13 protein-coding genes are annotated in these 13132 nt (G+C 63.8%); 7 read left to right on the top strand and 6 right to left on the bottom strand.

Going from position 1 to position 13132, the window contains the following annotated elements; translation table 11 throughout:
- The 3 genes from QM716_RS20010 to QM716_RS20000 form a co-directional block, all read right to left on the bottom strand.
- Nucleotides 1-1639 (bottom strand): Ig-like domain-containing protein (locus QM716_RS20010; RefSeq protein ID WP_283305817.1); only part of this gene is annotated, 1639 nt, incomplete at its 3' end.
- Between the two features lie 364 nt (nucleotides 1640-2003).
- Nucleotides 2004-3257 carry a serine--tRNA ligase gene (serS, locus tag QM716_RS20005; protein ID WP_007736032.1) on the bottom strand — a complete coding sequence of 418 codons (1254 nt, stop codon included), beginning with the start codon at nucleotides 3255-3257 and terminating at the stop codon, nucleotides 2004-2006.
- Nucleotides 3258-3322: 65 nt separating this feature from the next.
- On the bottom strand, nucleotides 3323-3718 hold the full coding sequence (locus tag QM716_RS20000) for an ankyrin repeat domain-containing protein (RefSeq protein WP_283305816.1): 396 nt from the start codon (nucleotides 3716-3718) through the stop codon (nucleotides 3323-3325).
- A 70-nt stretch (nucleotides 3719-3788) separates the two neighbouring features.
- On the opposite strand from QM716_RS20000, the gene QM716_RS19995 reads away from it, so the two are divergent.
- The 6 genes from QM716_RS19995 (at nucleotide 3789) to QM716_RS19970 (ending at nucleotide 9947) form a co-directional block, all read left to right on the top strand.
- Entirely contained in the window at nucleotides 3789-4895 is a 1107-nt protein-coding gene (locus tag QM716_RS19995; RefSeq protein ID WP_502942098.1) for a septum formation family protein, read from the top strand.
- A 3-nt stretch (nucleotides 4896-4898) separates the two neighbouring features.
- Nucleotides 4899-5249, top strand: coding sequence for a metallopeptidase family protein (locus tag QM716_RS19990; RefSeq protein ID WP_007736028.1), 351 nt, complete (start codon nucleotides 4899-4901; stop codon nucleotides 5247-5249).
- A gap of 134 nt (nucleotides 5250-5383) precedes the next feature.
- Entirely contained in the window at nucleotides 5384-5683 is a 300-nt protein-coding gene (locus QM716_RS19985) for a PE family protein (RefSeq protein ID WP_283305813.1), read from the top strand.
- Nucleotides 5684-5765: 82 nt separating this feature from the next.
- The gene (locus tag QM716_RS19980; protein WP_283305812.1) at nucleotides 5766-6986 is read left to right on the top strand and encodes a PPE domain-containing protein; all 1221 of its coding nucleotides are present in this window, start codon (nucleotides 5766-5768) and stop codon (nucleotides 6984-6986) included.
- The gene (locus QM716_RS19975) at nucleotides 6986-7804 is read left to right on the top strand and encodes an ESX secretion-associated protein EspG (protein ID WP_283305811.1); all 819 of its coding nucleotides are present in this window, start codon (nucleotides 6986-6988) and stop codon (nucleotides 7802-7804) included. The genes QM716_RS19980 and QM716_RS19975 overlap by 1 nt, the downstream gene beginning before the upstream one ends.
- A gap of 40 nt (nucleotides 7805-7844) precedes the next feature.
- Entirely contained in the window at nucleotides 7845-9947 is a 2103-nt protein-coding gene (locus tag QM716_RS19970) for an acyltransferase family protein (RefSeq protein ID WP_283305810.1), read from the top strand.
- A gap of 9 nt (nucleotides 9948-9956) precedes the next feature.
- Here the strand turns inward: QM716_RS19970 and QM716_RS19965 are convergent, their stop codons facing one another.
- The 3 genes from QM716_RS19965 to QM716_RS19955 are packed head-to-tail and all read right to left on the bottom strand — an operon-like array spanning nucleotide 9957 to nucleotide 12206.
- Nucleotides 9957-10625 (bottom strand): histidine phosphatase family protein, encoded by a 669-nt coding sequence (locus QM716_RS19965; RefSeq protein ID WP_283305809.1) that lies wholly within the window; start codon nucleotides 10623-10625, stop codon nucleotides 9957-9959.
- A complete protein-coding gene (gene pheA, locus QM716_RS19960) occupies nucleotides 10622-11536 on the bottom strand; it encodes a prephenate dehydratase (protein ID WP_283305808.1) in 915 nt (304 codons plus the stop codon). The genes QM716_RS19965 and pheA overlap by 4 nt, the downstream gene beginning before the upstream one ends.
- Before the next feature lie 31 nt (nucleotides 11537-11567).
- A complete protein-coding gene (locus tag QM716_RS19955) occupies nucleotides 11568-12206 on the bottom strand; it encodes a hypothetical protein (protein WP_283305807.1) in 639 nt (212 codons plus the stop codon).
- 139 nt (nucleotides 12207-12345) lie between these two features.
- Here QM716_RS19955 and QM716_RS19950 point away from each other — a divergent pair, with 139 nt between their 5' ends.
- Entirely contained in the window at nucleotides 12346-13125 is a 780-nt protein-coding gene (locus tag QM716_RS19950; RefSeq protein WP_283305806.1) for a DUF2470 domain-containing protein, read from the top strand.
- Nucleotides 13126-13132: the final 7 nt, after the last annotated feature.

Raw genomic sequence — 13132 nt, 5'->3', positions numbered from 1 at the left:
CAGCGCCAGCAGTGAAATCAGCCGTAACGCTCTGCGCACCAGCAACATCGAACGCATGCGACAGAGTCGCAACACCCGAAGACACCGTCACCGGGGAACCGATCGCCGCACCGTTCGACTTGAACTGCACCGAACCCACCGCGTTCGAGGGAGCAACCGTCGCCGTCAAATCAACCGCAGCACCCGTAACCGCCGTAGCCGGAACCGACAACGTCGTCGTGGTCTCGACATCGACCGGAGCCGGATCAGAGACCGTCACCGTCTGAACCGATGCCGAGGAACTCACAAACCCAGCGCCAGCGGTGAAATCAGCCGTAATGCTCTGCACACCAGCAACATCGAACGCATGGCTCAATGTCGCAACACCCGAAGACACGGTCACCGGGGAACCGATCGCCGCACCGTTCGACTTGAACTGCACCGAACCCACAGCAGAGCTCGGAGCCACCGTCGCCGTCAAATCAACCGCCGCACCCGTAACCGCCGTAGCCGGAACCGACAACGACGTCGTCGTCTCCACATCCACCGGAGCCGGATCCGACACCGTCACCGTCTGCGCCGACGCCGACGAACTCACAAACCCAGCGCCAGCAGTGAAATCAGCCGTAACACTCTGCGCACCAGCAACATCAAATGAATGCGACAGAACGGCAGACCCACCGGAAACAGTCACCGGGCCACCGATCGCCACACCATTCGACTTGAACTGCACAGTGCCCACCGCAGAGTTCGGAGCCACCGTCGCCGTCAAATCAACCGCAGCACCCGTGATCGCCGTAGCCGGAACCGACAACGACGTCGTCGTCTCCACATCGACCGGGGCCGAAGCGATGCTGATTGTCGCGAGCGGACCCGCGCCGGCATTGAGCGGTGTGGTGTCCTTGTTCTCGCGGGGTGAGCAACGGGTCGGCGCCCACTGCGTACCCAGGAAACTCGCCTTTGCGAGCTGAGTGCTGAAGTTCTCGCTGGCACCGAGGTTGCCGGCCGTACCCGCGGTCCTCACCTTCGGTTGGATCACTCCCGTCGCACCCGCGACCATGGTCACGTCGACTGCGGGAAGCCGGAACCAGGTGTCTCCGTTGCTATTTGTCGATCCATCGAGGTTCTTCTTGGACTTCGGTACTCGAATTCCGCCCTCCGAGTTCGTGCTCGTCGTCGGACTGTTGCCGATCACCTGGTTGTTTCCTGACAACCGCAGGATCCCGCCACTGCCGTCGACATTGCCGGAATCGTTGACCCTGAGAACGTTCGGTGCAACGCTGTCGAGTCCGACGGAGGTACCTGCGACGACGGTAGCGGAAACGTACGTCGCATTGCTCGGTATGGCGTAGTCGATTTTCAGACGTGACAGGTTGGTGGTAGTCGCTCCGGAGTCCTTGTCCGGATACGACGTTCCGCTCGTCTGAATTCGGTAGGTGAAAGTCTCGCCGGGCTGGACAGACGCCGGGGCGTCGACCGTGATGAGGTTGTCGGTGACCTTGTGGACGTCTCCGATGATCGATCCGGCAACGCACGCTGTTTTGAAACCGGTGGTCGAGACAGCCGCTGACGCGGGCGTGCCGACCAGCAGCATTCCGGCGACCATGGCGGTTCCGGTTATGGGCACGGCGAATCGCCGCAACTGAGAGATTTGGGGCATGGGCACTTCCTTCGGAAGGGCAAACATGAGCAGTGGATTCGGACAAAACGTGTGCGCGCCGTCACAACATAACGAAAAAACTAGTACGTGTACTACTTTTGGCAAGACGCTTGTCCAATTCACCCCGGACTCACCCTCACATCACCTGACGGGGGATGTAAAAGCTGGGTATAGAAACCCGATTGAACGCAAAACTATCGCCAAAGCAGCCCATCGACAACGCTTTTGGTGGTCAATTCGTCAATCGTCGGGAAAAAGTTGATTCTCCGTCAGTTCAGAAAAAGTTCCAAACCTACCAGTACGAAAGTACGAATCAGGGCCGCGACGGAGTCCGTCGCGGCCCTGATTGTGTTGGTTCAGCGTGTCAGCGAAGCACATCCGTGCCGACAAACGGCACCAATGCCTCGGGCACTCGCACCGAGCCGTCGGCCTGCTGATGGTTCTCGAGAATCGACACGATCCAGCGCGTCGTAGCCAAGGTTCCGTTGAGAGTGGCAGCCGTCTGCGGCTTGCCGTTCTCGTCGCGGTACCGAACTCCGAGGCGACGGGCCTGGAAGGTGGTGCAGTTGGACGTCGATGTCAGCTCGCGGTATGTGCCCTGCGTCGGAACCCACGCCTCGCAGTCGAACTTACGTGCGGCCGAAGAACCGAGATCTCCGCCGGCGACGTCGATCACGCGGTACGGAACGTCGATGGCGGCCAACATGTCTCGCTCCCAACCGAGGAGACGCTGGTGTTCGGCGTCGGCATCCTCGGGACGGCAGTACGTGAACATCTCGACCTTGTCGAACTGATGGACACGGATGATGCCGCGGGTGTCCTTGCCGTAGCTGCCGGCCTCGCGGCGGAAGCACGAGGACCAACCGGCGTAGCGCTTCGGGCCTTCGTTCAGTTCGAGGATCTCGCCCGAGTGGTAGCCGGCCATCGGCACCTCGGAAGTTCCGACGAGGTACAGGTCGTCATCCTGCAGGTGGTAGATCTCGTCGGAGTGAGCGCCGAGGAAGCCGGTACCCGCCATGATTTCCGGGCGTACGAGGACGGGCGGAATCATCATCGTGAATCCGTTGGCAATCGCCTTCTGCGCTGCCAACTGCAGCAGTCCAAGCTGGAGCATGGCCCCATAGCCGGTCATGAAGTAGAAGCGTGAACCAGAAACCTTGGCGCCGCGTTCCATGTCGATCAGGCCGAGCGACTCACCCAACTCGAGGTGATCCTTCGGCTCGAAGTCGAACTTCGGAATCTCACCGACGTGCTCGAGCACGATGTAATCGTCCTCGCCACCGGCCGGCGCACCTTCTTGCACGACGTTGGAAATCGCGCGGTGTGCGGCGTCGAGCGCGGCCTGCGCCTCGTGTTGCGCGGCCTCGGCTTCCTTGACCTTTGCTGCCAGTTCCTTGGAACCCTCGAGCAGCGCGGGACGCTCCTCCGGAGATGCCTGTCCGACCTTCTTGCCGAAGGCCTTCTGCTCTGCGCGAAGGTTGTCTCCGGTCAGGACGGCAGCGCGTCGGGACGCGTCGGCTTCGAGCAGAGCATCGACCAGTCCTGGATCTTCTCCACGGGTGCGCTGCGACTCGCGGACGATTTCGGGGTTCTCACGGAGAAACTTGAGGTCAATCACGACTTCGAACTTTACCCACTCACCACCGGTCGCCGACGGTCACGTCCACGTCGGCGAGGGGGAGATCACGATTCGAGCAGGCTCAGGTAGTCCTCGCGTCCGAACATCCGAGCCGCGTCGACGGCAGTCGGGTGTCCACCTTTCGGGTCGGCTCCCCCGCTCACCAGCGCTTTCACCACCGCATCCTCGCCCTTGAACACGGCTCCGGCGAGGGGTGTCTGATTCTTGTCGTTGGGTCGGTTGACGTCGGCGCCACGCTCGATCAAGGCAACGACGGCGTCAGCGTGACCGTGGTACGCCGCCAACATGACGAGCGTGTCGCCACTCTCGTTGGTCAGATTGACGGGAACTCCGGCATCGACGTACGACGCCAGCCCGTCCGCGTCGCCGGTTCGTGCCATGTCGAAGAGCCGGCCCGCCAGCTCGACAGCCTCGGGATCGAGTGGGGTGTTTTCGCTCATGACTACAAAATACTCACAGACGCGATTGTGAGTTTTGTAGTGAAGGTTCGATATCGCCACGGCAACAGGCATGATGGAATCGATGTCCGAAGACAAGATCGAGAAGTCGCCAGATCCGGCAGATCCCCAGGGGGCGCCGGCGAAGAAAACTGTCTCCGCGAGTCGCACCCGTCGGGTCTTGGCTGCTGTCGCGGTGGGTGCGGTGGTCGCCGCGATCGCAACGATCGCGATTTCCGGTGGATTGAACAAGGACGACTCGTCCTCGGTCAATGTCAGTGGCGGCGGTCCAGCAGCGACGGGCTCTGCTCGCGACGACGCTTTCACCGCGGCTGCGGCCGGCGACTGCCTCAACTGGACGCCTGCGACCGAGTCGGGCGGGGACCGCACGGACATGTCGAAGGTTCAGTGCGGAAGTGAGCACCGCTTCGAGGTCGCCGGTCCACTCGACCTGTCGGTGTTCCCCGGCGCCGAGTTCGGCCCCGGTTCCCGGTACCCGGGAGCCCTTCGATTCGCCGAACTCCGCGACGAACACTGCACACCCATCGTCATGTCCTACCTCGGTTCGAAATTCGATCCCAAGGGCAAGTTCAGCGTCGGCCTGATGTTCCCGAGCGAATCTGGTTGGGCCTCGGGCGAGCGCGCACTGCGTTGCGGCTTGCAGTTCTCGACAACGACCGGCGAACTACAACCGTTCGCGGGCCGCGTGGCGGACCAGGACCAGTCGAACGTGTGGGACGTCGGCACGTGCATCGGCATCAACCAGAACCTCCCGACCGATCCGGTCGACTGTGCGAAACCGCATGCATACGAGGTTATTTCGGTGATCGACCTCGGAACTCAGTTCCCCGGCGCAATGCCGTCGGTGGAAGATCAGGACCGCTATCTCGAAGGCGTCTGCACTCAGGCGTCCAACGAATACCTGGGTTCCGCAGACGCACTTCGCGACAAGACGCTGACGCTGTTCTGGGACAACATTTCTCTGGAAAGCTGGTTGGCCGGTAGCCGCCGAGTCAATTGTTCGATCGGCAAAGAGGTCGAAACCGGCGGGTTTGCCGCGATCACCGGAAGCGCCAAGGGCGAGATCCTGATCAACGGCGCGGCTCCGGTTCCGCCACCCGCTGCACCGGAAGGTCGGTCGTTGCCGACGCCGTTGCCCGGCGCAGCTCCGCCGTCGTAAGCCATGACGGTGACGATGACGCCCGACCGGTTCGAGGAACTGGTCGGCGAGGCACTAGATCTGATTCCGCCAGAACTTGCGAAGGCCATCGACAATGTCGTGGTGCTGGTCGAAGCACGTGACGAGGAAGAACCGGGGCTGCTCGGTTTGTATCAGGGCGTCGCTCTGACCGAGCGGGATTCTCATTACGGCGGGTACCTGCCGGACACGGTCACCATTTTCCGCGATTCGATACTCGACATCTGTGCATCCGAGGACGAGGTTGTTCACGAGGTTGCAGTGACCGTCATCCACGAGATCGCGCATTACTTCGGTATCGAAGAAGACAGGTTGCACGAACTCGGCTGGGGCTGAGGGCAAAGTCGTCCGATTTCGGGGGGAACCGAAAGCGACCGGCATGCATCAAACTAGGTGCGGGGGGATTTCGACGGCTGTGTGCACGACCTCCCGACCACTTATCCGCCCTGGTCAGGAAGGAGTTCGGCGCTATGTACGTCGATCCTCAAGCCCTAGTTGCCGCCGCAATGGAACTCGAGTCTGCGGCGACGCGATTGCGCGGAATCGTCTCCACTGCGCAGCCGACGCTGCGCGTCCTCCCAGCAGGATCCGAAGAAGTGTCCGGTAGCGCGGCAAATTACTTCAACACCGTTTCGGGCAGCCTTGCCTCGTCCACCGATCGGGCAATCGAGGAGCTCACCGCGGCCGCGGCAGCTCTGCGCAAGAATGCAGCTGCCTACGAGCTCGAAGACCAGCTCACCAAGACCAGCCTGGCCGCCACACCGATCTGATCGACAGAAATCGAACTCGGCAACTTCGAACTCGACAACTTCGAACTCGACAACACAGTCACACTTCCTGGGGGGAAGAACAATGGTCGGCATCACGGGCGTCATCTGGTATCCACGGGGCGCAGCACCCAACTCTGCAGCACTGGTCGCCGGGGCCGGGCCGGCCCCTCTCGGTGTGGCGGCCGGGGCGTGGTCCACCGTTTCGTCCGGACTGACCGACACCGCTGCGTCCATCTCTCGCGTGATGGCGGACCTTCGCACCGGGTGGTCAGGAGAAGCAGCCGATGCCGCGTTGAGCAAGTTCGCACCGTTCCAGGAGTGGGCTGCTGCTGCTGCGCTACTCGCGGGAGAAACTGCAGGTAAGGCCCAGGTGCAGTCCGGCTCGTACACCGTCGCCACTCTCGCCATGCCGTCCCTGGCCGAGATTGCAGCAGTTCAAGCGGCCAAGGTCGCCGCGTACTCCATCGGCGGGGCGCTGGCCGGCGGGGCCGCTGTAGCCGAGGCTGCCGAAGAAGCTCTCAAAATTCGAGCGGCAGTGACGATGGAAACGTACGACGCCGCAACGGCCCATCTGGCCGTGCAGCAGAACTTCGACTCACCACCGCCCATCGCGGAACCCACGGCTGGGGCATCCGCTTCGGCCGAAAGCCCAGGCAGTGCCGCTCGACAGTCCGTCGTGCAAGCGGCATCAACGCTCGCTGACGTAATCGCGGATCCCGTGCGCGCCGCAGCCGCTGCTGTCGCATCCGTAGTTTCCAGCCCGGTATTTGCCGCCGGGGCCACGACCACCGCAGTCACGAGCGCCACCAGTGCCGCATCAGCTCTCGCGACGGCAGGAGCAGGAATCACCAGACTGGGCGGCGCAGGGCTGGGCGGCGCAGGGCTGGGCGGCGCAGGGCTGGGCGCTTCCACACCATCGCTGTTCGGCTACCCGTCGGCAGGCCGGACACCGGCACAGGTCAGCGCAGCATCCGCGACTACCGGAGCCGGAACAACTGCAGGCTCGTCGTCGAGCAGCATCAGCGGCCGGCACGCTCTTCCCGATCCCTCGACCGGCCAGAGCGCCGCACGCCAGAACCCCGTGACCGCGCCGGTTCAGGGCACCGCGGATACCGTCAGAGCGGATCCGGCCCGAACCGCAGGCGGATCTGCGCCGATCGCCGGCGGCCGTCATGCGGCCCAATCGGAAGACGAGACCGAGCGCGGCACACCCGATTATCTGAAGCACTTCGAGCACTTCGCCGACGGCCGGACAGTCATCCCTTCGGTGATCGGTGGCGTACTCGAAACTGCAGAGCGTTGATGGTGGATCTCGGCACCTCACCTGACGGCTGGAATTTGCCTGTCGTCACGGTGTCACAGGACGAAATCGACTATGTACGTGAGCGACTCGGGCTCGACGCGCTTCCCGTGGTTCTCGGTGGCGCGTCGGTCCACGGCAGTGCGAGCGCTCACCATACGGCGATGCAGTCTGCGGCAGATTCACTCTCCGAGCGCGATCTCCTCCCCGGCGGGGAGATCCATCACGAACTCAGTGCCCGCCTGCGCGTCCTGACTCACCCCAAGTGGGAGTTGGCGCTGCGTCGGCATGTCGGCGGAAACATTTCACGCCTCTGCGTCGCGCAGGGCGAATTCCTTTGTGTCGAAGCAACTTCAACCGAATCTTCGTTCGCACTACGCAGTGTCACGTCCGAACCGGCCGTACCCGTTGTCACCGCGCTCGGCAGCGCCGAAGCAATGCCGATCGCCGTGATCAACGCACCGACCGAGATGCTGAGCCTGGCATTCGGCACCGGCTCGGATGCAGACAGCGTGACCTCGGCCTTGATCAACGCCGGGATACCCGAAGATGAAGCGCACCAACTGGGTAGCGCAATCGTCACCTGTACCGCCTTCGCCGAATTGGTCGGAATACCACACAGTTTGGGAGCAACGACGCTCATGACCGGCGCGGTGACGGTGTACGACACCTTGGCCGGCCGGCTCGTGGGTTCGACCACTCGGGCTGCCGACGGCACCGAATGGACATCCATCAGTTCCGGATCACCCCATCGCCTTCGGCAAGCCGTGAACGGGCTGGTAACCGAACTCGAGGAATCGACGCCGGACACTTCCGGGTAACCTCGGGACGTCCCTTCAACGCCCGGAGCCTCACTTCAGCATGCAGTTCTCGCGTCAACCGTCGTCACCGGGCGAACAAGGCTCGCTGGGCACGATCGATCGGCCGACCGAAGAACGGGCAACAACACCTCACCGACAAGATCTGAACGGACTGCGTGGCCTTGCCATCGGTTTGGTGGTCGTGTTCCACGTGTGGTTCGGACGGGTATCGGGCGGGGTGGATGTCTTCCTGGTTCTGTCCGGGTACTTCTTCGTCGGCTCACTGGTTCGACGCGCCGAAGCCGGGGGCTCGTTGAACCCGCTCCCAGCACTGCGGCGAGTGTTTCTGCGGCTGTTCCCCCTGATCTCAGTGGTCAGCATCGTGACTGCAATCGGGACCGCTCTGCTGTTGCCGCGGACGCGCTGGGCAGATCTGGGTGATCAACTGATCGCAGTGCTCGGCTTCTTCCAGAACTGGCAGCTCGCCAGCACCGCAAGCGATTACCTGGCCGCCGATGGTTCGGTCACTCCCCTGCAGCATCTCTGGTCGATGGCCGTGCAAGGTCAGTTCTATCTCCTGGCCATCGCACTCGTCTCGGTGATCGCTTACCTGGCTTCGCGCGTGAATCCCAACTACTTCCGCCCGTCGCTCGCGGTCACCCTCTTCGTTCTGGCCGCCGGATCTTTCCTCTACGCGTTCGCCAAATCGTCACGCCATCAAGCTTGGGCGTACTACGACTCCGGTGCCAGGTTGTGGGAATTGGCTCTCGGTGGACTGCTCGCAGTTCTGATGACCAGCACGCGCAGTAGGCAGATCGCGTCGCTGCCGTTCTCGATCCGGGCAACAATCGGCTGGGCAGGGCTTTCGTCGATCCTGTTGTGCGGCGTCGTTCTCGACGGCGCAGCGCAGTTCCCCGGTCCCTGGGCGCTGGTACCCGTATTGGCAACTCTTGCGCTGATCCTGGCCGGGGTCGGCGACGACACACCCTGGACGTCGAAGACGCTCGCCCATCCGGCCCTGACGTGGCTCGGCTCGTTCGCGTTCGCGCTGTACCTGATTCACTGGCCCATCCTGGTGTTTGCACTCGTGATCACCGGACGCCCCGAAGCCGGCCCACTCGGCGGGGCTCTGATCATCGCCCTCTCCGTGGCCGGGGCGCTCGCACTCCGGCGCCTGGTCGAGGTTCCGGTGGAGCGCGGAGGCCGCTCGCGCCGATACACCGTTATGGCTTGCGTCGTCACCTCTGCCGTGGTCCTCGCCGCTTCGGTCGCTTGGCAGTCGTACGCGAGCAGCCAGACGACGGGCCAACGGGCGGTCGACACCCTCGACCTTTCTACCCATCCCGGCGCGCTCGCCCTCACCGACGGCGCCGATGTACCCAAAGCGTCGATGGTTCCCTCGATCTTCGATGCGCCGCTGGACCTTCCGGCCAGCACGCTCGACGGCTGTATCGCCGATTTTCTCGAGCGGGACGTCGTCCACTGCACCTACGGCGACACCGATGCCGACAGAACCATCGCTCTCGCGGGCGGTTCGCACTCCGAACACTGGCTCACTGCGCTCGACGAACTCGGCAAGAGCCACGGTTTCCGCGTCGACACGTATCTGAAGATGGGCTGCCCGCTCACGATCGACTCCATGCAGACGTTGTCGGACAACGACTATCCGGATTGCGTCGACTGGTCACGTGGAGTGCTGACCGAGTTGGCCGACGCCTCACCCGATTTCGTGTTCACGACGGCAACCAGGCCGAGTTCCGACGGTCCCGGCGACGTGACGCCGGAGTCGTACGTGCACGTGTGGGAGGAACTGGGGCGCGACGGTATCGACGTGCTCGCCATTCGCGATACCCCGTGGTTGCACCACGACGGCGTCGCTTACCGCGCGATCGACTGTCTGGCGACCACCACGTCACCCGATCACTGCGCGATGCCACGGTCGGAAATGCTCAGCGACGTCAATCCGGCGCCGTCGGCAATTGCCGATCTGACCAACGTCCGGCTACTCGACCTCAGCGACGGCGTGTGCGGACCGGAGGTGTGCCGCGTCGTGGAGGGAAATGTGTTGGTGTATCACGATTCCCACCACCTGACCGCCAGCTATGTGAGCACCCTGTCCACCGAACTCGGGCGCCAACTGAGCGTCCAGACCGGCTGGTGGTGAAGCAGGCACTCAGCCCATCACGTCGTCGGCGCCGGGGATGAGCCGATGCTCGAACGGTGGGTTCACAGTTCCCCAGCGCAGGCACTCCCAGCCGCCGTCAGCTGAGGGCAACAGTTCGACGGTCTCGGTGTTGGCCAAGTGGTTGTTGGCGGCGAACAAACCGGGGACACCGGCAAGTTGGGCGGCAACAAGACGAATCGCAGCACCATGACTGACCACGACGATGTCTCCACCGTCGCGTGAGCCTTCGAGAAATTCTTCCCGCAACACGTTGACAACGGGGACGTACCGTTCCAGGACGTCGTATCCCGTTTCGCCGCCGGGAATGCGGGCGCCGAGGTTCCCGGTGTGCCAGTGATGGAACGTCTCCATGAACAGTCGGTGCGCGGCTTCGTCGGTGCGATCCTCGAGATCCCCGGCCTGCACTTCGTGCAGTCCGTCCCGCACGTCCAGGGAGACGCCGGCTGCCTGCTCCACGAAACCTGCTGTCTGCCGTGCACGCAAAGCCAACGACGAAACCAGCGCGAGGGGCGGGGCCGAAGCGAGGCCGATGCCCAACATTTCGGCCTGCGCCAACCCTGCCGGCGTGAGTTTTGCTCCAGGCAAGGCGGTGTCGAGACGCTTGGCGACATTCGCCTCCGTCTGACCGTGCCGAACGAGGATGAGCCTTCCGGTCATCGTTCTCCCTCTCCCCGCTTGAGTTCGTCGATCCAACTGATTGCTTCTTCGTCCGAAGGTGGTTGTGGCCCAGTCGAGTTCGCTGTTGCCCACGATCCGAGGAAGCGGACTCCGGATTTGCGATGCAGTGCACGCATCGCCTCGGCCACCAACGAGTCCTCGATGTGCCCGACGCAGTCCACGAAGAAACGATAAGTGCCCAATTCCGTTCGCATCGGCCGCGATTCGATCCGAGTCAGATCGATACCGCGAGCTGCGAATTCGGAGAGTGCACGCACCAGGGAGCCCGGAGCGTTGTCGAGGTGAAGCACCAACGCGGTGCGATCGGCACCCGTCCGTGCGGGAACCGGGGCCGGCTTGGTGACCAGCACGAAGCGTGTGCGGGCACCGCCCACATCGGCGACGTTGTCCGCCAGGCTGTCGAGTTCGAGCATCTGACCGGCCAGCGCCGTGGACACACCGGCGTCGACGGTTCCGGCCTGCACATCCAGGGCCGCACCGGCATTGGACGAGGCCAGCACTACCTCGGCCTGTGGAAGGTTCTCGGCGATCCATCCGCGGACCTGTGCGCCCGCATGTGGGTAGGCCCCGATCGTGCGGACCTGATCGGCGGTAGTCCCGGCCCGAACCAGGATGGAGAAGCTCACGTCCAGATCGGTTTCGGCCACGATCTGCAGCGGCGAACCGAGAGCCAGTGAATCGAGCGTCGGCGCAACGCCGCCCTCCACCGAGTTCTCGAAGGGAACCACGGCGCCGTCGACTGAACCGTCGCGAACCATGTCGAGCGTCGCCGGCGGGCTGCCTGCCGGCACTCGCTCGACGGTTTCGCCGAACGCGCCCTCAGCCTCCAACTGGGCGAGAGCTATCTCCGTGAAGGTTCCCGACGGACCGAAATACGCGATTCTTGGCACGCCTACGAGATTACGCACCGACCCGCACCGGTCACTGCAAACCCGCGGCACGCAGAGCCGTTTCCACCGCCGGTGGATCCGCGACCTCGATCGTGAGCAGCACCTCTCGCATCGCGGACGTGGCTTCCGGGATCAGAGCAGCAAGCTTTTCCGGCTTCGGATCGACTATCGCGGCGCGCACGTCGTCGCCGCGCAGTGCAGCGACGGTGCCACACAGCAGGGCGATCACCTCGCCGGCGTCGGCTGCGCGAGCGACGAAACCGACGGACTCGTGCGCGAGTACCGCCAGGAAATCAGCCACTTCGGTGGGCGTACGACCGGCGGCGAGTCCGGGGATCCGTCCACCTTCACACAGACGCAATGCCGCTTCGGCGGGCGTCAGTTCCTCCTCGCCGCCGTCGACGTACACCGCGAGCGGAGCGGGCAGACGCAGCGCGATCGCGTCGTCGATCTGGTCGGTAGTGACGTCGAGGTCGAAACGCACGGCCTCGTATGACGCACCGGTGTCCGCACGTAGTTTCTCGGGATCGATGTCGAGACGGACGACAACCCGGCCTGCGGCTTCGGCACCGATCAGGGCGGACGCCGGAACGACCGGGGGAAAGAGTGCTTCGAGGAGTCCGCGCGAGTTTCTCGGGGCGGGCAGCCCGAGTGAGAGAGGAATGGCCACAGACAAACCGTAACCCCGGCGAAGGCGACGGATTCCACGCGAGTTGCGTAAAAGTCTTGCGATTCACACCGGAGCACCTTAGGTTAGGGTTACCTCATCATCCGATGGAGTTCGAGAGAACACCCGCCAAGGGGGCAGCATGGCAACCAAGACCAGCACCGGCCCGTCCACCGCCGAACGCGTCCGTAGCGCCTGCGTGCGCGCACAGGACGCAGTTCTCGCCATCGAAGGCAGCGATCCCACCGTCACTTCGGTGCATCACCTGCGTTCGAACGGTGACGTCGTCGTTGCAGTCCCACATGCCTCCGCGGCTGCGGCTCTGGCCTGGAACTCCGGCGGCGGCGGCTTGCCCGCCGTCCTCGAGATCACCGATCACGCACCACTGCGGCTGCGCGAGCCGGTGCGCTCCCTCGTGTGGCTTCGCGGCACGTTGCACGCGGTGCCCGACTACGAGGCACGTGTTCTCGCCGACGACGTCGCATCCGAACATCCCCATCCGGGACTCCTCGACCTCGGCCACACCTCTGTCCTTCTTCGCTTGAGCCTGGCCTCGGCTGTAGTCGCTGATTCGACGGGGGCAGAACCCGTCGCCGTGGACGAACTGCTGAACGCCAGCCCCGATCCCTTCTGGGAAATGGAAACGGCGTGGCTGCAGCATCTCGACGAAGACCACCGCGACCTAGTGGACCTGCTCGTGCGCAAGCTTCCCCCGTACATGCGCTCCGGACGCGTTCGGCCGCTCGGCATCGATCGCTACGGCCTGCGCTTGCGGGTCGAGGATCACACCGGTGACCGCGACGTGTGGATGCCGTTCGCCAACCCCGTCGACGACGCTCCCGCACTGAGCCGCGCCATCCGCATGCTGGTCGGGTGCCCTTTCCTCAACGGCCTCCGATCGGGCGGCGTCGCAAACGGCTAGCGTTGCG

The organism is Rhodococcus sp. IEGM 1409, from assembly GCF_030056735.1.
In the GTDB taxonomy this organism is placed as follows: domain Bacteria; phylum Actinomycetota; class Actinomycetes; order Mycobacteriales; family Mycobacteriaceae; genus Rhodococcus_F.
Note: the sequence above shows the minus strand (reverse complement) of the source record. Positions and strands in the feature narration are given on the sequence as shown.

Coding starts and splice junctions, on each gene's coding strand:
- QM716_RS20000 (WP_283305816.1), bottom strand. CDS start 3,718: ATGAGCGAAAACACCCCACTCGATCCCGAGGCTGTCGAGCTGGCGGGC.
- QM716_RS19995 (WP_502942098.1), top strand. CDS start 3,789: ATGATGGAATCGATGTCCGAAGACAAGATCGAGAAGTCGCCAGATCCG.
- QM716_RS19990 (WP_007736028.1), top strand. CDS start 4,899: ATGACGGTGACGATGACGCCCGACCGGTTCGAGGAACTGGTCGGCGAG.
- QM716_RS19985 (WP_283305813.1), top strand. CDS start 5,384: ATGTACGTCGATCCTCAAGCCCTAGTTGCCGCCGCAATGGAACTCGAG.
- QM716_RS19980 (WP_283305812.1), top strand. CDS start 5,766: ATGGTCGGCATCACGGGCGTCATCTGGTATCCACGGGGCGCAGCACCC.
- QM716_RS19975 (WP_283305811.1), top strand. CDS start 6,986: ATGGTGGATCTCGGCACCTCACCTGACGGCTGGAATTTGCCTGTCGTC.
- QM716_RS19970 (WP_283305810.1), top strand. CDS start 7,845: ATGCAGTTCTCGCGTCAACCGTCGTCACCGGGCGAACAAGGCTCGCTG.
- QM716_RS19965 (WP_283305809.1), bottom strand. CDS start 10,625: ATGACCGGAAGGCTCATCCTCGTTCGGCACGGTCAGACGGAGGCGAAT.
- QM716_RS19950 (WP_283305806.1), top strand. CDS start 12,346: ATGGCAACCAAGACCAGCACCGGCCCGTCCACCGCCGAACGCGTCCGT.